Origin of the sequence: Photobacterium malacitanum (genome assembly GCF_900185615.1) — a bacterium.
GTDB lineage: Bacteria > Pseudomonadota > Gammaproteobacteria > Enterobacterales > Vibrionaceae > Photobacterium > Photobacterium malacitanum.
Map to the genome: position 1 here is coordinate 714,891 of NZ_FYAK01000002.1, position 22,684 is coordinate 737,574.

A 22,684-nucleotide genomic window follows, 5' to 3' on the forward strand; every position below is an offset into this window, starting at 1 on the left:
TATAGCCAATAAAAACTAGAACGCCGCATGATTTACACACAAACCACAAAATTAAATATAATTCTTCTAAAACAAAGATAAAATCATCACAATAATAATGTTAAAAAATACAAGCCAAAAAAAACCCAGAATAATCTGGGTTTTAAAATAATAAATATAATCAAGAGATTGGTAAGACTTGCTTCACATAATCGCCCGGTGCAACATACAACGGAGCATAAGTTTCGCTCCCCATCACACGTGGTGGCACTTGCTCTGCAGGGCTAAATCCCGTTAACCATACATTCCAATGTGTCCACCAAGAACCATCTTGACGTTTAGCACCAGCTAACCAAGCTTCAGCACTTTCTTCTTTGCTGTCGTTAACCCAGAAACCATATTTATTCTTTTGAGGATGGTTCACAATACCTGCAATATGGCCAGACTCGCCTAAAACAAATGTTGATTTTCCACCTAATTGATTAGCGCCGCGATAAGTACCTTGCCATAAAGCAATATGATCTTCTTGAGTCGAAATAAAGTATGTAGGCACTTTAATCTTACTCAAATCAATGTATACACCACCAACTTTATAGCCTTTATTGGCAACTAATTTATTCTCTAAATAGAATTGACGTAACAAAGTATTGTGACATTTCGCCGCAACATTAGTGCTATCACCATTCCAGTAGAGTAAATCAAAATCAATTGGACTATTACCTTTCAAATAATTATTAACGTAATAGTTCCAGTACAAACTATTTTCACGTAATAAACTGAAAGTAACGCTCAATGAACGTCCATCCATATAACCATTTTCAATATTTTGTGCTTCTATCGCCGTAATAATTGGATCATTGATATAAGCACCAATTTCACCAGGCTGAGAGAAGTCTAATAATGTGGTAAAGAATGTCGCTGATTTAATACGATTACGCATACGCTTAGCAGCATAGTACGCTAACGTTGTTGCTAATAATGTACCACCAATACAGTAACCAACTGTGTTGATTTGTTTTTGAGCAGTAATATCTTCAACGGCATCAACTGCTTTTACGACACCATCTAAAACATAATTTTCAAAATCAACATCTTTCAATGATGCGTCCGGATTACGCCACGACATCATAAATACAGTATGGCCTTGCTCAACCAGCCAACGTACCATTGAATTATGCTCACGCAAATCCAAAATATAGTATTTATTAATAAATGGCGGCACAATCAAGAGAGGTGTTTTATTAACAGCTTCAGTGAGAGGCTTATACTGAATTAATTCAAATAATTCATTTTTAAAAACCACGTCACCTTCAGTATTGGCGATATTAACACCAAGCTCAAATGCGCCACTATTTGTCATGCGAATTTTGAGTACATCAGCACTGCTTTGTATGTCTTCTTGTAGCAGTTCCATTCCTTTAATTAGATTTTCACCGTTAGTTTCAACAGTTAACTTAGCTAATTCAGGATTGGTTGTAACAAAATTGGTTGGAGACATTGCGTTGATAGCTTGACGTGAAAAAAAGCTTAAACGCTCTTTTGCTTTATCATCAAGTCCATCAATTGATTCAATTGTTTCACGCATAGTGTTACTGAATAATAAATATGACTGCTTAATATAATTATAAAAAGCTTCATTTTCCCATGCAGGATCACTAAAACGCTTGTCATCTTTTGCAGGCTTAATAAAGGCACTTTCTGCTGTCGTATTACCGATTGCAACATTCTGCCAAATTTTTACTTGATTATCCCACCAGTCCATTTGGACTTTAGCTAAAGCACCAGGCTGAGCAGCCGCTTTCTCTAAAAATTCAGTGGCATCTTCCAAGTTAATATCATTAAGCGCTTTTGTTACTGGGGTATTCATGGCTGCCTTGCCGGAGTCTAACTCCTTCCACCATAACTGGTTCATATCTTGGAGCTTGGCAAAGTAGTCCGAAAAAAAGTGATTGTTCATAACAAAAACCCTGTACTTGGACTAAGTAATCAGCCATATAATCATCTTATATGGCTGATTTATATAAGTATCAGATAATTACACGCCCATTAGAGTCGTGTAATTGACCATCACTTAAATAGCTGGTGTTGCTTGCTTCACGTTATCGGCAACAAGCTCTTCAACTTCAGTTTTGAAGCTTTGCGCTACAGAAGAAAACTTATTGCTATCTTCTAAAAGCTGCTGTGAAAGCTTAGTTAGCGTTTCAAGCTGCTGGCTATTAAATGCAGTTAGAGATTGAATATCTTTCACTTCACTTACTGCTTTAAGTTGCTTTAAACCAAGATCGCTGTAAGCACGAACTGCAGACAATTGAAGCTCAGTTAATTGCTCAACATTTTTAGCAAATACTTTGTTGAATTTTGCGTATGGTGCTAGTGTTTTCTCTGTTTGCTCAGAAAAAGATTTAAACATTTCCGTATACATAGAACATTCCTCATTGATAGTAATAAAGTGTGACAAACATCCATATCACACTGATTGTATTAGTTTATTTACTTAAACACGTTTTAAAATAACTGCAGTACCCATACCACCACCAACACATAATGTTGCCATACCGTATTTATCATCACGACGACACATTTCATGTAGCAAGCTAACCAGAATACGGCTACCAGATGCACCAAGAGGGTGACCTAGTGCAATTGCACCACCATTTACGTTCGCACGTTCAACTAAATCTTCCACCTTAGTGCCTGTTGCTTTAGCAACTTCGTGGAAGACACCTAATGCTTGACCTGCAAATGCTTCATTAAATTCAAGAAGATCGATATCTTCAATTGAAAGATTTGCTTTTTCTAATGCTTTAAGTACTGCAGGAACAGGACCTAACCCCATAATCTCAGGAGCAACACCTGCTTGAGCGTAGCTTTCAACTTCAGCTAATGGTGTTAGATTATATTTAGCAACCGCTGCTTCAGAAGCAACAATAATTGCACTTGCGCCGTCATTGATACCAGAAGCATTGCCCGCCGTAACCGAACCATCACGACTAAATGCAGGACGTAACTTCGCCAAATCTTCAATCGAAGCATTGGGTTTTGGGTATTCGTCAGTATCAACAATCACAGTTTCACGACGACTAACGACTTCCACAGGGCAAATTTCATCAACAAAGCGTCCTTGTTCAATTGCTGCAACGGCTTTTTGCTGACTCGAAAGCGCAAAATTATCTTGCTGCTCACGTGTTAAACCCACTTTTTCTACTACATTCTCAGCAGTTACGCCCATGTGATAGTTATTGAAAACATCCGTTAAGCCATCAGCAATTAAAAGATCTGTTAGCTCAAGGTTACCCATTTTCTGGCCATCACGAATTTTTGATGAAGCACAAAATGGAATCTGTGACATGTTCTCAGCACCAGCAGCAACCACAAGATCTGCATCACCAGCTTTAATATGCGCAGCAGCATCCATTAATGCTTTCATGCCACTACCACAGACCATATTCAATGAATAAGCTGGAACTTCATTAGGCAATCCAGCATAGATAGCTGCTTGACGACCAGGCCCCATACCTTGACCTGCGCCAACTACGTTTCCTAAAATAACTTCATCAATAGCATCAGCAGGCACGGTGATTTGTGCTAATGCACCTTTAATTGCAACCGCGCCGAGTTGTGCTGCAGACACTGATTTTAACGCACCATTAAAACTACCAATTGGAGTACGTTTTGCAGCAACGATGTAAACCTTAGCCATATTTTGCATCCTTTCTATAATATGATTTATTTTGTCTTTGTTATAAACAGCACCATTAGTGCATGTATAAACCGCCATTTACTGATAATGTTTCACCAGTAATATAGGCCGCAGCATCACTTGCTAAAAAGACAACCGCTGCCGCAACTTCTTGTGGTTGCGCTAAGCGTTTCATTGGAATTTCTGCTTTAATTGACTCAAGTACTTCAGGTTTAATTGCTTCAACCATTGCTGTACCTGTGTAACCTGGGGCAATCGCATTTACCGTTACACCTGCACGAGCACCTTCAGCAGCAAGTGCTTTAGTAAAACCAATCATTCCCGCTTTTGCCGCTGAATAATTCGTTTGACCAAATTGACCTTTCAAACCGTTAACCGAAGTAATGTTAATAATGCGTGCATTACCGTGTTGGCACATTGAGTCAAACAACGGCTGAGTAACATTAAATAAGCTATTAAGGTTAGTGTTAATCACATCGTTCCACTGCTCGGCAGTCATGCGTTTAAAAGTCGTATCTTTGGTAATTCCTGCGTTATTAACAAGAACATCAATATGACCTTCTTGCTCAAGTAGAGCAGTTAATGACTCTTTACAAAATGCAGTATCAACAACATCTAATGGCAATAATTTTACACATTCATCTGAATATTTATTTTCTTTCATCCACTCTTTCGCTGATTGCTCACTCTCTGGGTGATGAGTGGCAATAACACGAAAGCCAGCGTCAACTAAAGCCTGAGTAATTGAAGAACCGATACCACCTTTAGCGCCTGTCACTAATGCTACTTTTTTCATTTCTAAGGCTCCTTCCTTTGATCTTGCCGTACTTATATAAATAAACGTTTTATCTGATATTTGTTCACACTAGCCTTACATTCTTAGAGCTGCTGTTTTACAGTCACTTCAATATAATACGTGATTATTACAAACACATTGCATATGGTGAACATAACAACACAGATGCATATTTATGGCAAGCAAAGGAATTAACATTTTCAGCGTTATCCCCCACCTTAATTAACAACTCAATCAATAACAGTGAGAATAATTCATTTTATTAACATAAGTTTTTATTATTAAATGAATAAAAAAACCTAACAATACGAGTAATATCATGATCTTATACAGATGCATGCATATTACCCTTTATGAGGAGTTAATAGAATGTTAACCAAAGGTTGCAGTTAAAAAATTCGCAGTAAGGAAGTGGTCGGATGACATAAAAAAAATAGAGCGATTGCTATATCGGTACTTTATTTTGAAAAAATCGCAAAAATAGTAATAAATTATAAATTACCTCTCGAATATTGAATCTACTAATATTGCCCAAATAATATTAACGGTAAGGATTTTGCAGTAATAAACATCGCTTTCACGCTGATTTTTTAAAAATTGTGGCGATAAAATGTGAACTTAATCAACTTTTAGCAGTCCGAAAAAAATTGTTTCATCGTAAGTATTTTGAATTTCAAAGGAAGTCTCGGTATGTTAGCTAGTACATTTCAACGTCTAAATGGTTATCTTCAAAGCCAGGTTATCGGTCAGCCTAATTTAGTAAAACAACTCCTAATTGCTTTACTTGCTGATGGTCATATTCTTGTTGAAGGTCCTCCAGGATTAGCAAAAACACGTGCTGTAAAAGTACTTGCTGATTGTATTGAAGGGGATTTTCATCGGATTCAATTTACGCCCGATCTATTACCTTCTGATTTAACAGGTACAGATATTTTCCGCCCAGAAACAGCTGAGTTTACTTTTCAACCAGGACCTATCTTTAATTCATTAGTACTTGCTGATGAAATTAACCGTGCGCCAGCAAAAGTGCAGGCTGCGATGCTAGAAGCAATGGCTGAAAAGCAAATTACAGCAGGCCGTAAAACCTATCCTTTGCCTGAATTATTTTTGGTAATGGCAACCCAAAACCCGATAGAGCAAGAAGGAACTTACCCATTACCTGAAGCACAATTAGATCGGTTTTTATTACAGCTCAATGTTGATTACCCAAATGCAGAAAGCGAACTTGAAATTCTTCGTCTTAATCGGGGTGAAGCATTAGGTGTTGCAGCTGCGGAACAAATTCATATAAGTCAAAAGGATATTTTTGCTGCACGTAAAGAAATCCTCAATATCCATATGGCTGATGATGTTGAGCATTATATTATTCGCTTAGTCATGGCGACCCGTGAGCCACATCGCTTTGGAGAGCAATTACAGTCTTGGTTACAGATGGGGGTGAGTCCACGTGCAACCTTAGCACTTGATCGTTGTGCACGTGCGCATGCTTGGTTAAGTGGCCGAGATTTTGTAACACCTGAAGATGTTCAAGTAATGGCATATCCAGTACTACGTCACCGATTACTATTAAGCTATGAAGCACAAGCAGAAGGGATTGCTGCAGATCGTGTTATTGATACGCTTATTTCGCAGGTTGCTAGCTTATGAAATCAGCACACATCAACGTAGCGCTGCCACCCCATAGCGATGGCGTCAATGTGTGTCTTGCAGAGCTACTGCAATATAAAAATCAAGCTGTAAGATGGTTAGCACCTGCAAAAAGTATTTGGTCGCAGCTTAATGGACACCATCAAAGTCGCCATAAAGGGCGAGGAATGAATTTTTCAGAAGTTCGCCCTTATCAAGCGGGAGATGATATTCGTTCTATTGACTGGCGAGTGACGGCACGTACCGGAAAAACACATACTAAGCTGTTCACAGAAGAACGTGAACAGCCAATTATGCTGTTTATTGATATTAGCGCTAGTATGCAATTTGGCTCGCAGCTAATGCTTAAATCAGTCCAAGCTGCACATTTTGCCAGTTTACTCAGTTGGTTAGCTATCGATGAGCAAGATCGTATAGGCGCTGTTATTTATAACGGCATAAATACCATTGAATGCAAACCAACAGCGCGCCAACGAGGGCCATTACATATTATAAACGCGTTAATTTCAGCCCAGCAGGATGCATTAAAAGCACTTGATCATTGTAATAATGACGGCTTCTCAACGGCATTAAAACGCTTACATTATCTTTGTCCTAAAGGCAGTGAAATTATTGTTATCAGTGATTTTTATCCTTTAAAAGCAACAGATAAACGCCGTTTAAGCCAACTTCGTCAGCATAATCGAATCCAATTTGTCCAAATTTATGATCCACTTGAACAAGGGCAAACACAATTTCGAGGCTATGAACATGTTACCGATAACCAACAATCAGCATGGCTGGACTTTTCGGCTAAAAAAACGCGTGACTCATTAAGCGCACAATATCAACACCACCAGAATTTTATTACTGAAATGGCAACTTCACTTGCTATACCATTGCATACGCTGTCAGCGGCGCAACCGTTATTGCAGCAGCTTGGCGCTCACTCTCAAGGGATAAGGTAATGACACAACCGACTTCACCCACATTACCATTAGCTGATATTCACCTTCACTCTGCCCCAAGTTATTGGCCACTGCCATGGGGATGGTGGGTTGTGGTTATTTTGACCCTTGTCGTCATTGCTGGTGCGATCTATCAATATCGCCGCCATCATCAGCGCTCAGCAGCAAAGCAAGAAGCAATAAACATTCTAAAAACCTTGCAACCACAAGCAGGTTTGACAGCAATCAACACCTTATTGAAACAAGCAGCATTGAGCTATTTTCCTCGTTCAGCAGTTGCTCCATTAACAGGCATGCAATGGTTAGCATTTCTTGACCACTGTTTACCTGCTAAATTTCAAGGATTTGTTGATAAACAGCCGCTATGGCAACAAGGGCTATTCTCCCCTACACCATTAACTGCGGAGCAATTTAACGATTGTCGACAGCAAGCATTATTATGGCTACAACATGCGCTGCCAACTAAAGCCAACAGTCATGATGGCAATAGTATGATCACCAAGGAGTCATCCCATGTTTGAGTTTGTATGGCTATGGGCCTGGGCTTTATTACCCTTAGCATGGTTAGTGTATCGATTTAGTAAACCTGTCGCGCAACCTGCAGCCATTCATCTGCCACAGTTGCCACAAGGTGTAGGTCAGCAACAGCCGAGTTCGATTATTCGTAAAGTGCTAATGACATTGGTCTGGGTAAGTTTAGTTTGTGCGGTTGCACGTCCAGTGTGGTATGGCGATCCGATTGAAATCAAACCTGAACACCGCGATATGTTATTGGCGGTTGATCTATCAGGATCGATGGCGATCCCCGATATGGTGACGAAAGATGGTCAAAGTATCGATCGTCTGACAGCGGTAAAACATGTGTTATCTGATTTTATTGCTAAACGTAAAGGTGACCGACTCGGGCTGGTCGTTTTTGCGGATCATGGTTACTTACAAACACCGTTAACCTTTGATCGTAAAACCGTTGAACAGCAACTTAATCGCACCGTATTAGGCTTAATTGGTCAAAGTACTGCGATTGGCGAAGGGCTCGGTGTTGCTACCAAAACCTTTATTGATAGCAAAGCACCACAACGCGTGATTATTTTACTCAGTGATGGCGGTAATACCTCCGGTGTTATTGGGCCGATTGAAGCTGCAAAACTGGCAAAAGAAAGCGGGGTTAAGATTTATACTGTCGGCATTGGTGCAGATAAAATGATCCAAAAAGGTTTCTTTGGCGATCGAGTGGTGAACCCGTCTTCTGATCTGGATGAAAAGACATTAAGTAAAATCGCCTCAATGACAGGTGGTGAATATTTCCGTGCTCGAAACCCACAACAACTTGCAAAAATTTATGATGTTATTAACAAGCTTCAACCAGTGAATAATGCCCAACAAACTTGGCGACCACGTGATGAATTATTCCGTTATCCATTGGCATTTGCATTACTGTTATCTGTTGTTATCGCTTTCATGAGGAAACGTCATGGCTGATTTTACCTTTATGCACCCGCAATGGTTTGCAGCGTTAATTCCCTTGATCATTGTTCTGCCGTGGTTAAAAGGCAAAGCACAACATTCAGGCTTAATTGCGCCTCACCTTGCTCAAAAATTGGGGCTGGCTCAACAGCAACCGAAACGATGGCCGCTCGCTTTATTAGCGCTCGGTTGGTTGATTGCCGTTATTGCAATGGCTGGACCGAGCTGGCAAAAAGTCAAACTCCCCGCCTATAACCTTAGTGGTGCACGGGTACTTGTGATGAATATGTCGCAGTCAATGTATGCCACTGACATTAAGCCTAATCGCTTAACTCAAGAAAGGTTTAAGGCATTAGATATGTTACCAGGCTGGAAAGAAGGCAGTACCGGATTAGTCGCTTTCGCAGGTGATGGCTATGAAGTAAGCCCGTTAACCACTGATAGCAGTACCCTACGTAATTTGATTCCAAGCTTATCACCCGATGTGATGCCTATCGCCGGTAATAATGCAGCTAAGGGGATCGCAGAAGCAATACGGTTACTCAAGCAAGCAGGTCATAATAGCGGTGACATTATATTAATGACTGACGGTATGACCAAAGCTGTTGCTCAACAAGCATTGGCAGAGTTGAAAGGGACTCATTACCGCGTTTCTATTCTTGCCATGGGAACCGTTGAAGGTGCGCCGATCATGCTTCCCAATGGCAGCTTGCTGTCTGAAAATGGCACTCCAGTAATGAATAAAATTGATATCAATACCCTGATGTCGATTACTGATAGTACTGGTGGCATCTTACAAATGGCACAAACGACCGATAATGATGTTAATGCGATTGTGAGCTTCACCGCTAAACCATTAGCAAGCGGTCAAAAAGGCCATGAAAAAGAGTTACAAGAACGCTTAAATGGTGGCTTTTGGTTAATTCTACCTTTGTTATTATTAGCGCTACTTGGGTTTCGTCGTGGCATTGTTTTAGCTGCGATGTTTGTTTTATTGCCAATTGATCATGCTCAAGCAAGCCCATGGGTCAATACTAACCGTCAAGCTTATGAAACCTTCACTGATGGTAACTTTAAAAAAGCAGCGCAAGATTTTACCGCGCCACAATGGAAAGGTATTGCTGAATATAAAGCCCAGCAATATGACCAAGCAATAGCGACATTAAAACCGCTCAAAGATCCAACATCACAATACAACTTAGGTAATGCCTATGCTCAAAAAGGTGATTATAAACAAGCTATTGAAACTTATCAGGCAGTGTTAAAGCAGCAACCTGATTTTGCTGATGCGAAAAAAAACTTAGCCATTGTTGAACAAGCTCAAAAGCAGCAGCAAAAAAAGGACAAATCAGGAAAGCAAGGCAACAAAGACCAGCAGCAACAAGGTCAGCAAGGCAACAAAGACCAGCAACAACAAGGTCAGCAAGGCAACAAAGACCAGCAGCAACAAGGTCAGCAAGGTAACAAAGACCAGCAGCAACAAGGTCAGCAAGGTAACAAAGACCAGCAGCAACAAGGTCAGCAAGGTAACAAAGACCAGCAGCAACAAGGTCAGCAAGGTAACAAAGACCAGCAGCAACAAGGTCAGCAAGGTAACAAAGACCAGCAGCAACAAGGTCAGCAAGGTAACAAAGACCAGCAGCAACAAGGTCAGCAAGGTAACAAAGACCAGCAGCAACAAGGTCAGCAAGGTAACAAAGACCAGCAACAATCAATGAGTCAAGCTGAGAAAAAACAGCAAGCGAAGGATAATGTACAACAGGCATTGAGCCAGCAAGCGCAACAGCAAAAACAAGATCAGCAAGACGGTAACAAAGACGGTAACCAACCGTCAGCAGTAACAATGCAGCAAGGAAAGCCAAATGGTGACCAGCAACAAGTGCTTTCAGTAAGTAACCCTATATTGAAAAAACTTGAGCAAGTTCCAGACGATACAGCAGAGTTAATTCGCGCTCAATTAATGTTGCAAGCACAGCAAAGAGCTGAACAGCAACAAAGTAATAAATCATGGTAATAGAGAAATGAGAATGTCAGTAAATCAAACAAATTGGGCTAAAAAGTGCCTCTCGCCATGGTTATTACTTCTAACCATGGCGATGGCATTATTGCCACTACAAGCAATGGCTGCCCAAGCAGAAGCGACGGTGTCTAAAAATGTTGTCGCTGTAAATCAAGTGTTTCAATTATCAGTATCCGTTGATACTGCTATCAACCCTGATAGCGTCGATTTTAGTGTATTGAGCCCTGATTTTGCCTATGGTCAACCAAGTGTCAGTAGCTCGACATCATTAATTAACGGCACTATGTCACGTAGCACTACTTGGACAATCGCTATTGCGGCTAAAAAGGTTGGTACTACAACAATACCTGCTTTTAAGATTGGTAGTTCGCAAACAACACCAATTACCATTACAGTCCTCAAAGGTAGTCAAAAAAATAATGCTGCCAATACCGATCAATCTAATGTTCGTATAACGGCTGAAATTGATAAAAATACGCTCTATGTCGGCGAAAGTATTAATTATCGAGTTAAGATTTTCATTGGTGAGCAACTGTCTCAGGCTTCATTAAGCGCACCTTCTGGTGATGGATTAGCGGTTTCACAAGTAGGACAAGATGCGCAAAATAATATCGTCCAAAATGGTCGTCGATATTTAGTGATCACTCGTAACTATCAACTTACGGCGCAAAAAGCAGGTAACATCGTTATTCATGGGTCAACGTTCAGTGGCAGTGCTGTTCGTGGAGCCAACGGTTTTAGCTCTGGCATTACAGTACCCGTCAATAAAAATGCAAGAGATATTAGCTTAACGATCAAGCCAAAACCTGCAGATTACAAAGGGCTATGGCTACCTACGCCTGATTTACAATTACAACAAACATGGCAACCTCAGGTTTCTAACCAAAACGAAATTACCACAAAGGTCGGTGAGCCAATAACACGTACTATTACCTTGCGCATTAAAGATGTCGCTCAAAGTAATATACCAAATATCAACCTTACCTATCCTGATACGGTACGTATTTACAATGAAAAACCTGAATACCGTACTGAAAATGGCTACAGTGTGATGATCTTAAAACAAGTCATTATTCCTCGCCAAGCGGGTAATGTAGCCCTACCACCACTTGCAATTAATTGGTGGAATACTACTACAGCTAAGCAGCAGCAAAGTGAAATAAAAGGCTTAACACTAAATGTAACGGCTGATCCAACCGCAAATAGTCACTTTGCACCACCAGCAGCCACGGCTACGCCACCAACGACGGCTGCTACCCAGCCAATAAAAACGTTAGTCTCTGCCGGTATATGGCCATGGACAACACTGGTGTTTGCTATTTTATGGCTAATCACATTGGTATTATTGGTTAAAAAGCGTCAGCAACCCATGGTTACAACTGCAATCGCTACAACGCAAAATCCAGATATCGCTACTGCACTTGAAACAGCGATTAATAATAACGATCCAATTAAAGTTCAAACTTATTATCAGCAATGGCGCCAACAGCAACAGTCGCAGCTTACGAGCCAACCACAATTGTTACAGCAGCTTGATAATGAAGTAAAAGCAATGATGGCAACGCATTATTCACCACTTGAGAATCAGTGGAATAATCAAACATTGTTGACATTATTAGCCCAAGCCAAACAATTAAAGACAATAAAACATACGTCAAAAACATTGACGAGCCTAGATCCTCAATAACACCACGGCTGATGAGGCTATATTAATAGCCTCATCAATCCCGCCATCATTCATCACTCATTCCCGCAAAAGTCCCCCCAATATTCACCCACCACCTGTAACAAAATGTAACCAAACCTTACATTGGTTACTATTTAGAATAAAAATCCCCTCTCAGTCAGATCACAGTTGTACCTTGCATCTTTATTCATATTTTTTATTTACGTGACACATCGCAATAAAAATGCTCATTTTGATATTTAAATGTGACCGTAACGTAATAATATTTGTTAAAAAATAGCAATAACTATGCTTATTAAAAGAATACTGGCTATTTGAAACAGATCCTGTTAAAAAATGTTTCTGTTACAAAATATAAAACTCTAAACACAACAATAAAAATGCAGGATCAACTATGAGTCAATCACAACCATTTCTTGCCAGGGTCGCTAATGGCAGCTTAGTTATACAAATATTAATCGGTATTGTGGCGGGTGTTGCTTTAGCCGTTATTTCTCCCTCTTCAGCACTAAATATTAGTTTTTTAGGTGGGTTATTTGTTGCCGCATTAAAAGCGGTTGCCCCTATATTGGTATTTATTTTGGTGGCATCATCGATTGCTAATCAAAAAAAAGGGACTCATACCAATATGAAGCCAATTATTTTCCTTTATTTATTAGGAACATTATTGGCAGCTTTTACCGCTGTAGCAATGAGCTTTCTTTTTCCAACCACTTTAACGCTCGTTACTAATACAACCTCAATTGCACCACCGGAAGGGATTGCTGAAGTTATTAATTCCTTGTTTTTTAAGATTGTTGATAATCCAATCAATGCCTTAATGACAGGTAACTTTATTGGTATTTTAGCCTGGGCTATCGCACTTGGTTTTTCGTTACACCAAGCAAGCGATGCAACGAAGCAAGTTTTCCAAGATATGTCTGATGGCGTAACACTGATAGTACGCTTCATTATTCGTCTTGCACCCATTGGTATTTTTGGTCTTGTTGCTCATACCTTTGCTCAAACAGGCTTTACGGCATTATTAGGTTATGCGCATTTATTAGCTGTATTACTTGGTTCAATGGCAATTATCGCATTAGTTGTTAACCCTATTATTGTATTTGCTAAAATCAAAGCTAACCCTTACCCACTGGTTTTCCGCTGTATTCGTGAAAGTGGTATTACTGCCTTCTTTACCCGTAGCTCAGCGGCAAATATTCCAGTCAACATGCGCTTATGTAAAGATCTGAATCTACACGAAGATACTTACTCAGTTTCGATCCCTTTAGGGGCGACGATTAATATGGGTGGTGCGGCAATTACCATCACTATTTTAACTTTGGCAGCTGTGCATACATTAGGCATTGAAGTTGATCTTGCAACAGCAGTATTACTGAGTGTGGTTGCAGCCGTTTCTGCATGTGGTGCATCAGGCGTTGCCGGTGGCTCATTGCTATTAATTCCATTAGCAGCAAGCTTATTCGGTATTCCAAATGAAGTTGCGATGCAAGTTGTTGCGGTAGGCTTTATTATTGGTGTTATTCAAGACTCAGCAGAAACAGCGCTTAACAGTTCAACGGATGTGGTATTTACTGCCGCAGCATGCCTTGCAGCAGAGCGTAAACAAGCAAAAGTACTCCTACAAAAATCATAAGTACATTGCTAACAATATAACAACACAACATAACAATGCGGCCATCATTAGATGGCCGCATTTTTTATAACACCGTGGTAACTAATTGCTATTGGTTGCTTTACGAATAACGTTATTGGAATGATTAATCAGACTGTTTACTGCTTTTCTCTTCTTCCTTTTCACTGCTCGCTCAACACTTTTCTCAGCATAAGTACCATTTTTAATTTCTTTAATCGTTCTTTGAGTATTGTGATATTTCTTCTGAGTACCATTGACCGCATTTTCAATATGAGACAACTGGTTATTTACTTGATGCAATTGTTTTAGAGCGCTTTCAGCATGTGCAACTGTCGAGGTTGCAAGTAATACAATTAACGGGATGAAGCAAAAAATTCTTTGTCGCATTGTTAATCACTCTCAATATAATATTCATTCTTATAATGCAAATATTACCTACCAAAGTATCTATTTCAGACTAAAATGTAATAATAAAAACCCAAAAGGCTATTATTATTACATTTTCATACTTAATCTGGTCGTTATTTAAATAAATGAAACAAATATCGAAATTACAATATTGATGAAAAAATCTAATGACGATGATTGAATTATTTAGTTGGTAACTCTATGTCTGCACCCGATAAAATCGGCTGACATAGACAAACGTTACCCCTAACGTCCTATCCTCAACATCGTTAAAAGAGGGCTTCGTCATGGCGACTATCACTGCACACCATACTGGTTATACCATCGCAAAATCAGCCGTAACTAAAGCAAGTAAACAGCTTTCAGCCGCGGGGTATTTTACTGATATTTTCTGTATTGATCGTCGATTTAGATTAGTGATAGCTAACGACAAGCAATTACCTTATGAATACGCCATTCATTTTATTCCCAGTGTCGATGGTGATAACACCCATCTTGAAGTCTTTATCAAAAACGACCAGCAGCGCTATTTTGTCGACGATTTCTCAGAGCCTGAACTCATCGCTGATATTATCAACCACTACCAACATTACAGCCGTAGCGAGTTTTAACGTAACAACAATAAAATAATAGAGGTCATATGCTTGAACAACTAACCAGCATAATCACTGAACTCTGTAGCATTATTATTGTCACTGCTATTTTTAGTAGTCTGTTCCTTTATACTCGCCAACCTATTATTCTTGCTTACATTTTTACAGGAATGGTTATTGGTCCATATGGACTACAGCTGGTAACAAATGCCACCAGTATTAGTCAAATGGGCCACCTTGGCGTTATTCTATTGCTGTTTATTCTCGGCTTAAATCTTCAACCTCAGCGACTATTACATCTCTTTAAACAAAGTGCAGTCATCACCCTGGTAAGCTGTTTATTATTTTTTATTAGTGGGTTTTTATTTGCGCTGTTAATCAACCTTAGCGTTAATGACGCGTTAATTACTGCAGCTGCAATGATGTTTTCTAGTACCGTAATTGGGCTCAAATTAATTCCAACCACAACCCTTCACCATTTACGTATGGGGGAGATAATGACCAGCATTTTGCTGATGCAAGACATTATTGCCATCAGCGTATTGTTGCTGCTTAATATTGATAATCACCATAGCCTTGCCCTCAGCTTAAGCGTATTAATCATTAAATTACTCGCTATCATCATCAGTGCTTACTTTGCGGTTAAATACCTTATGCTGCCGCTATTAAAGCGGTTTGATGTAATTCAAGAATACAGTTTTATCGCAACATTGGCGTGGTGCTTTTTGTGGGCGGTTTTAAGTAACAGTATTGGACTCTCTTATGAAACCGGAGCATTTATTGCAGGCATTACCCTCGCTGTCAGCCCTGTATCACAAGCAATTGCGGTACACCTCAAACCCTTGCGCGAGTTTTTTTTGATCTTATTTTTCTTTGCGATTGGTGCCAATATAAATCTATGGGACAGTAATATTTATACGGTTTTGGGGATTATTTTTGGTCTCTGTTTAATTCGCATAAAAGCATGGGGATTTAAAATAGCGTTAATATTAGCCCATGAAAACCAGTTTAAAAATGTTGAATTACGGGCACGATTAAGTCAAGCCAGCGAATTTTCATTACTATTAGTGTATGCCGCTGTCACCCACGGTTTATTGTCAGATCAAGGAAAAACCTTCATTGAAACCGTCACCATTACCACCTTTGTTATTTCAACCTATTGGATTGTACGTCGCTACCCAACTCCGATATCAATGGTGAATAATTTACGTAAAGATTAACCCCAATGCTTGCTCTCCTTGAGATATAAAAAAACCTGCCACTGAATAAACAATGGCAGGTGAACCGGAATACAAACTCTATTATTATAATATTTTACTTACAGTTACATTGACCAAACATAGAATACTTGTGCTTTCATTCGAATAATAATGCCACGAATAACATCGAGAAAACCCAGAAAACTAATCGGTTTTTCAGCACTCACCCACGCTAAGCCAACCGAGCCAACAGGAATATCATAATCTTCTGTTTCATATAGCTTTAAACGCACAAAGTGATGTTTATTAGCAATATTTGCCCCTGTTGTTTGGCGTACATTGGTTTCACGGCCAATTAAATTACCTTGTGACTCACCCGTTGCTTCAACAATGCCCTCAACTTCAGCAGCAAACACCTTACCTGGATAAACAGCAGAGGCAAACTCTGCCATCTGTCCGGGTTTAACATTTCGAATAGCTTGATGGTTAACGCGCATCAACACATATTTTTCATCGGTATACATCTGGATCCTCGGCACAGAGCCAACAAACTGTCCTTCACGCATAATAAAGTTAGTGACAAATCCATCCGCTGGCGCATACACCTTAGTATTGTTTAAATCCCATTGTGCTTTGGCGACATTTTCTTGTGCTGTCACCACATCAACATCGCGACTATTCACTGTTAATTGTGCTTTTTCTATGCTTAATTGTGCTTTTTTAACGGCAATATGCGCTTTTTCAATTTGCGACTCCAGCATCACTTGTTGAGATTTTGCCACAGCAACCGCGGTACGCTGCTCATCTAACATACTGGCTGTGACCGTATGTTTTACAACATTATTTTGTTTTACATAGCGAGCAAGCATCGCATTTTTTAACTGGTGATCAGCCTTTGCCGCTGCTAATTGCTTGGTTGCAATATCAATATCTTTGACAGCAGCCGTTGCTGAAGCTTGTGCCATTTCAATATCTTGCTTTGCCATTTTGCGTGCAACTTTGGCTGCATTCAGGCTCGCTTGAGCTTTGTTAAGGGCAATCTCATAGGGCTCAGGCTCTAACTCATACACTAATTGGCCTTGAGTCACTTTGCTATTTGGTTCGACATAAATCGCTTTCACACGACCATTAATCGATGTCGATGCTGGTCGTAACTGCACATGAGGTGATTGCACTAACGAACCACCAGATAAGTCCATCGGCGCATAAGTAATTAATCCAAACCACACAAACACTAACCAACTACCACCGCCAATATACGCAAAAGATTGGGTAAATTTATTCCAAGGCATGCCCACTAAACGCAGTAAATAAATAAACAAAGCCCATACAGCTAAACCTTCTAACATGCTATTTCTCCTCAGTATTAGTCGATTCAACAACAGATGCAGGAATACGATCACCATGCCAAATATCACGCAGACGACGCAATGCTTGCTCACCGTCAACAAAAGCAATAATCACCGCTAATACCCATACCCAATGCCAGACAAAGCCTATCCACGTTAATGCGGTTATTAAGCCTATTTGATGATGCTCTTTGGTCGACGCTTTATGGATCGGTAACTCATGTATTTTCCAAAATCCAATCGCTACTGCAGCAACAGTGGCAATTAATACCACCCCCGCAAAGACACTTAATACCGTATCAACATTGGTACCAACAAAAGGCATACTCAATAAACTCATCTACATCTCCGATTCAAAAGCCATCACTCATACAGTGATGAATACAGCCATTGTGGAGACAGATCACACTAACAACACAATTAGAGTCTGATTAAATTAAAAATAGCTACTTTTTGATACAATCAATCCACAACTGGCCGCTTTCGATAATGAATACTCACTCAATATCGTTATTGCGATGAGGATACTAATGATAAATATTGCCTTTATTCGTACCGCTTACCTCAAACCATTAGAACTCGGCTTGCAAAAGCACTATGGCATCCGTCTTACTGAGTTAGGCATTCCAGCCCAACTGCTCAAAGAGCCAACATCGCTCATTCCTTTTAATGATTATTTACATTGGCTAGAACAGATTGAAACATTAACCGGCGATCGCGCTTATATGATCAAAATGGCCGCAGATCTTAGCTTTGAAAATATCGGACCAATGGGGAATTGGTATGTGAGTTGTCCAGATCTTGCACTGGCCTTTCGCCGCATTAACTATGGCATTTCGTGCTTACAAGGAGGAGCGTCTTATCATGGTGAGCAATCAGGGAAAATAGTTAAGTGGGTATATAACAACAGTTATGCACATGGTAATGGCGCCAGCTTTGATAGTCTCAAAGTCGCTATTTTATTCACTCAAGTTAGCCGTAATTATATGGGAGATGATTATGTGCCGATAAAAGTAGAGCTATACGGCCCTGAAATCCCCGATCCTGCCATTCAACAGTTTTTTGGCTGTCCTATTACATGGCAAGCAGCAGCAACCAAGGTATGGCTTAATGTGTCGATATTAGAGCATGGTAATCAACGTCCATTACCAATAACCAAACCTATCTTAGTGTCAAATTTGCAACTTGATGATTTACTTAATATGCCACAGCCACAAGATATCGCTAAAGTTATGTTTGAAATCATTAACTATTCACGTTACTACGGCTATCCAACTCTTGATTTTGCGGCAGAAAAAGTCGGCTTATCGCGGCAACAATTACAACGCCAATTGCATGATTATGGTTGGACCTTCACCGGCACTACTAATTATATTTTATGCAATGTCGCCATCAAATATATGCTATCAGGTATGAGTATTCCCGCGATAGCGACACTCTTGGGTTACAGTAATGTCCAAAGTTTTAATAAAGCCTTTAAACGTAATCGAGGCTTAACCCCAACCCAATATCAACATCAACTCTTAGAACGTAGTCTCAATTAAGGATTATATAACTTAAAAAATATAAAAAAACGCTAAATAATATCGATTATTTAGCGTTTTTTTATGTCCATATAGTCACATTTTATGCCATTGCGTGAACTAATTTAGTTGATGTCGATTGTTGAGGTTGAGGTTTTATTTCTACATCACCAAAACGTTCTTTGATCGTCGACAGCAATACAATCGGCCCCATCATGGTCACTTTAAGCGGCGTACCACTTAAACCAAATTGAAGATCTGAAGGATCTGATGTTGAGTAATTATAACGACAATCAAATTTATCACTCGCCATATGGAGTAAATCATAGTCTTTTCGATGACATGAAATATGTGCACACCAATACATGGCATCAATAATTTCATCTTGACGCATCGCACGGATCACAAACCGCCAGCTTCCTTCTTCACCATAAAAATCAACAGGAAACTGATTCTTTTTCTTTCTTCTTCTCAACAACAAGTCAAACCTTCCACAGCCCAGTTAATGCTTTAAGTTATCCCAAAATTCAATCATAGACCTTAAAAAAAGAGATACCAATAACAATTTGAATTATTTCAAACTCATCAATTACATAAATTATGCAGTCCTTATGGACAGTTTAAAATTAAAATATGATAAAAAATAAGGGATTAATAATAAAAAAGTGAGGATTATGAATAAATCTATTCTCATTGAGATATATTTATTTACATTTTAGGGGTTGTGTTTGAAAAATCTCTGCCTATAATGCTGAAAACCGGAGCGTCTGCCAACGCTCCGGTTTTTTTGCGCCCGCTAAACAGCAAAAAAAGTTACCTGCCAGTAACGTTTTTTACCTGGGCTGCATTCTATTAATTTGTAAGGAATACAAATCATGCGTATCGAACAAGATCTAAAGTTAGGCTTTAAAGATGTTTTATTTCGTCCAAAACGCTCAACATTGAAAAGTCGCTCTCAAGTTGATTTAACCCGTGATTTTACATTCAAACATAGTGGCCGTCAATGGTCAGGCGTGCCAATTATTGCTGCTAATATGGATTCAGTTGGTAGTTTTGATATGGCAATCGCGTTATCACAGCATAAAGTGATGACAGCTATTCATAAGCATTACACTGTTGAACAATGGGCAGAGTTCATTAGTGCTAACGATGCATCAGTATTAAACAACGTAATGGTATCAACCGGTACGTCTGAAGCTGACTTCCAAAAAACTAAAGATATCATGGCGCTTACCAACGACATTATCTTTATCTGTATTGATATTGCCAATGGTTACTCTGAGCACCTTGTTGAGTACGTTGAACGTGTTCGCGCACAGTTCCCAGATAAAGTCATCAGTGCGGGTAACGTTGTTACTGGTGATATGGTTGAAGAGTTAATTCTTGCTGGTGCTGATATTGTTAAAGTTGGTATTGGCCCAGGTTCTGTATGTACTACTCGCGTTAAAACTGGCGTAGGTTACCCTCAGCTTTCAGCTATCATTGAATGTGCTGATGCTGCTCACGGTCTTGGTGGTCGTATTGTTGGTGACGGTGGTTGTGCTTGTGCTGGCGATGTAGCAAAAGCGTTTGGTGGCGGTGCTGATTTTGTAATGCTTGGCGGTATGCTTGCAGGTCACACTGAAAGCAACGGTGAAGTTATCGAGCAAGACGGTAAGCAATTCATGAAGTTCTACGGCATGTCGAGCCAGAGCGCAATGGACAAGCACTCAGGTGGCGTTGCAACATACCGCGCCGCTGAAGGTAAAACAGTATTATTGCCTTTCCGTGGTTCAGTTGAACACACGATTCAAGACATCATGGGCGGTGTACGTTCTACTTGTACTTATGTTGGTGCAGCGCAGCTTAAAGAGCTAACAAAACGCACCACATTTATCCGTGTACAAGAGCAAGAAAACAACGTTTACGGTAAAGAATAAGCTTACTTGATATTGAGCAATTACTTGCATATCAAGTTTTAAAAGCTATATTAAGCCAGAGAAAGACACGGTTCTTACTCTGGCTTTTTTTATTCTTTTTAAACAACAACTGTTATTGATGATAGTGAAAGATCGCAAGGGTGATAGAGCAATCAAGTTAGCACGTTTTGGGTACATTTGAGCATATTTGAGCTAGCTCACTTTTGTCGAGTAGACGACACTTGTTACCAAGTGCCGCCCCTCTAAGAACCGTACGTGCAACTTTCACTGCGCGGGCATTCGGGTATTGGACAGCGGGTATTGGACAGCCATATCTTTCAACGCGTATCGCCAAGCGGGCATTGGACAGCCATATCTTTCAACGTGTATCGCCATCCCCCTCACGAGAGCATTCACTGTAAATACATGAGAATAACCAGTCCAGACAATAACGTTAATTCTTGTCTGTTTCTAAGGGGAAAGTTATGGGGGTCCTTTGCTTTTTGTCCTTTGCTTTTTGCTTTCTTCAAGGCTGTCTCAGTTACCCCTCTGTTATTTCTTGCTTATTGTTTCTCTCAATAAAAGTGACAGTGTCACAAAGACCCCGATGGTATTTAAATCAATACATGTCATGCTTGGCAGGCACAATATGGGGGATATGAAATATTGAGAGAGCATGAATATTGAACATCCATATCTTCATTTCAGGAACGACAAAATCCACAACCCTCATAGCTATTGCGGTATATTCATTCGATTATAAAAAACTGTCTCTAGCTAGGATGCAACTGATGACTTGCCGACTTTCCTTTACACCAATGTCCACCAGCATGCTGCTTGAAGGCACACATTCGGGACCACTTACCGCTTACATTAGTGTAACGCTCCATAAATTGTTCACTATGCTCAAGCCAAGCATTCGCTGATATTCCCAATTGCTGTAAAATCTTTGGCTGACTAGATGATATAAAGCCTTTTTTATCATTGCGAATACAGCGGCCAGTCCAGTCGATAAGTTCAAGATAGTCGGCAAAGGCAAAGTTTATTCCTGCCGTTTTCGCTTGATGTTCAGCACCAACAAAAGGTAATAATTGAAAATGACTTTTCTTTGATGGTGGTGGTTTAGTGGTGGTTTTAGGTTGCTGATATTCACGAATGCGTTGCTGAATCGAGGTGAAATCTGATTGCTCTAATGACGGCGTAATGCCAGCCCTGATCGGATTTAAATCAACATACATCATGCACGACAGTAACGCTTGTTCATCTAACAATGCTTGAGACTTAAATCGCCCTTCCCAAAACGCGCCTTTACATTGATCTTCTTTATTGGCTTTGCGTGCTATTTCCTCATTAAGACAGCGCATAAACCAACTGATACTGCCTAATCGTTGTTGCCATTCAGTGACTAAATTTGATAACGCCTGCTGTTTTTCTGCGCCTACTTGTCCTTCTTTTAAGAAATCGACCGCAATAGGATGACCATTAAATAGCTGCAACCAGCGCGATATTACCGCTTTTGGCGTTAGCTTTTGTTGCTGCTCAGTATCTATTTTCAGTACCAAATGATAATGATTACTCATCACTGCATAAGCGCAAACGTCGATACAAAAAACAGTGGCTAATTGTTTGATTTTATTTACTATCCAACCTCGACGATGATGATAGTTTTTACCGTTATAGGGATCGTCACCACATAAATATGCCCGCCGTACACAACGATTAATTACATGATAAAAAGGTGTGATTTGCGGCTCTATCAATTTTCGTCTTGAGATTGTCATTGGTTTCACCATAAGCAACTTGAAGCTTAAGTGTAGGCGCTCATGGTTGATGTGCAA

Annotated in this window: 20 protein-coding genes; 11 read left to right on the plus strand and 9 right to left on the minus strand. The window is 39.8% G+C overall.

Annotated elements, in window-relative coordinates:
* Nucleotides 1-160 precede the first annotated feature (160 nt).
* The 4 genes from phaC to PMAL9190_RS08420 form a co-directional block, all read right to left on the minus strand.
* On the minus strand, nt 161-1,936 hold the full coding sequence (gene phaC, locus PMAL9190_RS08405) for a class I poly(R)-hydroxyalkanoic acid synthase (RefSeq protein WP_087844752.1): 1,776 nt from the start codon (nt 1,934-1,936) through the stop codon (nt 161-163).
* 114 nt (nt 1,937-2,050) lie between these two features.
* Entirely contained in the window at nt 2,051-2,401 is a 351-nt protein-coding gene (locus tag PMAL9190_RS08410) for a phasin family protein (RefSeq protein ID WP_036791211.1), read from the minus strand.
* Nucleotides 2,402-2,473: 72 nt separating this feature from the next.
* Nucleotides 2,474-3,679 (minus strand): acetyl-CoA C-acetyltransferase, encoded by a 1,206-nt coding sequence (locus PMAL9190_RS08415; RefSeq protein WP_087844753.1) that lies wholly within the window; start codon nt 3,677-3,679, stop codon nt 2,474-2,476.
* 55 nt (nt 3,680-3,734) lie between these two features.
* Nucleotides 3,735-4,475, minus strand: a complete 741-nt coding sequence (locus PMAL9190_RS08420; protein ID WP_087844754.1) for an SDR family oxidoreductase — start codon at nt 4,473-4,475, stop codon at nt 3,735-3,737.
* A gap of 690 nt (nt 4,476-5,165) precedes the next feature.
* On the opposite strand from PMAL9190_RS08420, the gene PMAL9190_RS08425 reads away from it, so the two are divergent.
* From PMAL9190_RS08425 to sstT, 7 genes are all read left to right on the plus strand, one after another.
* Entirely contained in the window at nt 5,166-6,122 is a 957-nt protein-coding gene (locus PMAL9190_RS08425; RefSeq protein ID WP_087844755.1) for an AAA family ATPase, read from the plus strand.
* Complete coding sequence (locus tag PMAL9190_RS08430; protein ID WP_087844756.1) at nt 6,119-7,069, plus strand: DUF58 domain-containing protein; 951 nt, start codon at nt 6,119-6,121, stop codon at nt 7,067-7,069. Before PMAL9190_RS08425 ends, PMAL9190_RS08430 begins: the two co-directional genes overlap by 4 nt.
* A complete protein-coding gene (locus PMAL9190_RS08435; RefSeq protein ID WP_087844757.1) occupies nt 7,069-7,590 on the plus strand; it encodes a DUF4381 domain-containing protein in 522 nt (173 codons plus the stop codon). Before PMAL9190_RS08430 ends, PMAL9190_RS08435 begins: the two co-directional genes overlap by 1 nt.
* Complete coding sequence (locus PMAL9190_RS08440) at nt 7,583-8,548, plus strand: vWA domain-containing protein (protein WP_087844758.1); 966 nt, start codon at nt 7,583-7,585, stop codon at nt 8,546-8,548. The genes PMAL9190_RS08435 and PMAL9190_RS08440 overlap by 8 nt, the downstream gene beginning before the upstream one ends.
* The gene (locus PMAL9190_RS08445; protein ID WP_087844759.1) at nt 8,541-10,547 is read left to right on the plus strand and encodes a VWA domain-containing protein; all 2,007 of its coding nucleotides are present in this window, start codon (nt 8,541-8,543) and stop codon (nt 10,545-10,547) included. Before PMAL9190_RS08440 ends, PMAL9190_RS08445 begins: the two co-directional genes overlap by 8 nt.
* A 13-nt stretch (nt 10,548-10,560) precedes the next feature.
* The gene (locus PMAL9190_RS08450; RefSeq protein WP_159458376.1) at nt 10,561-12,240 is read left to right on the plus strand and encodes a BatD family protein; all 1,680 of its coding nucleotides are present in this window, start codon (nt 10,561-10,563) and stop codon (nt 12,238-12,240) included.
* Between the two features lie 394 nt (nt 12,241-12,634).
* Nucleotides 12,635-13,876: a serine/threonine transporter SstT gene (sstT, locus tag PMAL9190_RS08455; protein WP_060996700.1), complete on the plus strand. Its 1,242-nt coding sequence runs from the start codon at nt 12,635-12,637 to the stop codon at nt 13,874-13,876.
* Nucleotides 13,877-13,957: 81 nt separating this feature from the next.
* Here the strand turns inward: sstT and PMAL9190_RS08460 are convergent, their stop codons facing one another.
* Nucleotides 13,958-14,263 (minus strand): hypothetical protein, encoded by a 306-nt coding sequence (locus PMAL9190_RS08460; RefSeq protein ID WP_087844761.1) that lies wholly within the window; start codon nt 14,261-14,263, stop codon nt 13,958-13,960.
* 308 nt (nt 14,264-14,571) lie between these two features.
* Between PMAL9190_RS08460 and PMAL9190_RS08465 the strand changes: the two genes are divergently transcribed.
* Both PMAL9190_RS08465 and PMAL9190_RS08470 read left to right on the plus strand, forming a co-directional pair.
* Nucleotides 14,572-14,895, plus strand: a complete 324-nt coding sequence (locus PMAL9190_RS08465) for a hypothetical protein (RefSeq protein WP_065166649.1) — start codon at nt 14,572-14,574, stop codon at nt 14,893-14,895.
* Between the two features lie 29 nt (nt 14,896-14,924).
* On the plus strand, nt 14,925-16,097 hold the full coding sequence (locus PMAL9190_RS08470; RefSeq protein WP_087844762.1) for a cation:proton antiporter domain-containing protein: 1,173 nt from the start codon (nt 14,925-14,927) through the stop codon (nt 16,095-16,097).
* 104 nt (nt 16,098-16,201) lie between these two features.
* On the opposite strand, the gene PMAL9190_RS08475 is transcribed toward PMAL9190_RS08470, so the two are convergent.
* Complete coding sequence (locus PMAL9190_RS08475; RefSeq protein ID WP_087844763.1) at nt 16,202-17,425, minus strand: HlyD family secretion protein; 1,224 nt, start codon at nt 17,423-17,425, stop codon at nt 16,202-16,204.
* Between the two features lies 1 nt (nt 17,426).
* Nucleotides 17,427-17,765, minus strand: coding sequence for an MFS transporter (locus PMAL9190_RS08480; protein WP_087844764.1), 339 nt, complete (start codon nt 17,763-17,765; stop codon nt 17,427-17,429).
* A gap of 190 nt (nt 17,766-17,955) precedes the next feature.
* Between PMAL9190_RS08480 and PMAL9190_RS08485 the strand changes: the two genes are divergently transcribed.
* Nucleotides 17,956-18,969, plus strand: coding sequence for an AraC family transcriptional regulator (locus tag PMAL9190_RS08485; RefSeq protein WP_087844765.1), 1,014 nt, complete (start codon nt 17,956-17,958; stop codon nt 18,967-18,969).
* Nucleotides 18,970-19,051: 82 nt separating this feature from the next.
* Here the strand turns inward: PMAL9190_RS08485 and PMAL9190_RS08490 are convergent, their stop codons facing one another.
* On the minus strand, nt 19,052-19,426 hold the full coding sequence (locus PMAL9190_RS08490) for a hypothetical protein (protein ID WP_235004326.1): 375 nt from the start codon (nt 19,424-19,426) through the stop codon (nt 19,052-19,054).
* Between the two features lie 397 nt (nt 19,427-19,823).
* On the opposite strand from PMAL9190_RS08490, the gene PMAL9190_RS08495 reads away from it, so the two are divergent.
* A complete protein-coding gene (locus tag PMAL9190_RS08495) occupies nt 19,824-20,867 on the plus strand; it encodes a GMP reductase (RefSeq protein ID WP_087844766.1) in 1,044 nt (347 codons plus the stop codon).
* Nucleotides 20,868-21,619: 752 nt separating this feature from the next.
* Here the strand turns inward: PMAL9190_RS08495 and PMAL9190_RS08500 are convergent.
* Nucleotides 21,620-22,627: a transposase gene (locus PMAL9190_RS08500; RefSeq protein WP_087844767.1), complete on the minus strand. Its 1,008-nt coding sequence runs from the start codon at nt 22,625-22,627 to the stop codon at nt 21,620-21,622.
* Nucleotides 22,628-22,684: the final 57 nt, after the last annotated feature.

What these genes read in the sequence shown, in the direction of transcription:
- PMAL9190_RS08475 (WP_087844763.1), bottom strand. Translation starts at nt 17,425, where the DNA reads ATGTTAGAAGGTTTAGCTGTATGGGCTTTGTTTATTTATTTACTGCGT.
- phaC (WP_087844752.1), bottom strand. Translation starts at nt 1,936, where the DNA reads ATGAACAATCACTTTTTTTCGGACTACTTTGCCAAGCTCCAAGATATG.
- PMAL9190_RS08410 (WP_036791211.1), bottom strand. Translation starts at nt 2,401, where the DNA reads ATGTATACGGAAATGTTTAAATCTTTTTCTGAGCAAACAGAGAAAACA.
- PMAL9190_RS08415 (WP_087844753.1), bottom strand. Translation starts at nt 3,679, where the DNA reads ATGGCTAAGGTTTACATCGTTGCTGCAAAACGTACTCCAATTGGTAGT.
- PMAL9190_RS08465 (WP_065166649.1), top strand. Translation starts at nt 14,572, where the DNA reads ATGGCGACTATCACTGCACACCATACTGGTTATACCATCGCAAAATCA.
- PMAL9190_RS08445 (WP_087844759.1), top strand. Translation starts at nt 8,541, where the DNA reads ATGGCTGATTTTACCTTTATGCACCCGCAATGGTTTGCAGCGTTAATT.
- PMAL9190_RS08420 (WP_087844754.1), bottom strand. Translation starts at nt 4,475, where the DNA reads ATGAAAAAAGTAGCATTAGTGACAGGCGCTAAAGGTGGTATCGGTTCT.
- PMAL9190_RS08435 (WP_087844757.1), top strand. Translation starts at nt 7,069, where the DNA reads ATGACACAACCGACTTCACCCACATTACCATTAGCTGATATTCACCTT.
- sstT (WP_060996700.1), top strand. Translation starts at nt 12,635, where the DNA reads ATGAGTCAATCACAACCATTTCTTGCCAGGGTCGCTAATGGCAGCTTA.
- PMAL9190_RS08440 (WP_087844758.1), top strand. Translation starts at nt 7,583, where the DNA reads ATGTTTGAGTTTGTATGGCTATGGGCCTGGGCTTTATTACCCTTAGCA.
- PMAL9190_RS08485 (WP_087844765.1), top strand. Translation starts at nt 17,956, where the DNA reads ATGATAAATATTGCCTTTATTCGTACCGCTTACCTCAAACCATTAGAA.
- PMAL9190_RS08500 (WP_087844767.1), bottom strand. Translation starts at nt 22,627, where the DNA reads ATGACAATCTCAAGACGAAAATTGATAGAGCCGCAAATCACACCTTTT.
- PMAL9190_RS08430 (WP_087844756.1), top strand. Translation starts at nt 6,119, where the DNA reads ATGAAATCAGCACACATCAACGTAGCGCTGCCACCCCATAGCGATGGC.
- PMAL9190_RS08460 (WP_087844761.1), bottom strand. Translation starts at nt 14,263, where the DNA reads ATGCGACAAAGAATTTTTTGCTTCATCCCGTTAATTGTATTACTTGCA.
- PMAL9190_RS08425 (WP_087844755.1), top strand. Translation starts at nt 5,166, where the DNA reads ATGTTAGCTAGTACATTTCAACGTCTAAATGGTTATCTTCAAAGCCAG.
- PMAL9190_RS08470 (WP_087844762.1), top strand. Translation starts at nt 14,925, where the DNA reads ATGCTTGAACAACTAACCAGCATAATCACTGAACTCTGTAGCATTATT.
- PMAL9190_RS08495 (WP_087844766.1), top strand. Translation starts at nt 19,824, where the DNA reads ATGCGTATCGAACAAGATCTAAAGTTAGGCTTTAAAGATGTTTTATTT.
- PMAL9190_RS08480 (WP_087844764.1), bottom strand. Translation starts at nt 17,765, where the DNA reads ATGAGTTTATTGAGTATGCCTTTTGTTGGTACCAATGTTGATACGGTA.
- PMAL9190_RS08450 (WP_159458376.1), top strand. Translation starts at nt 10,561, where the DNA reads ATGTCAGTAAATCAAACAAATTGGGCTAAAAAGTGCCTCTCGCCATGG.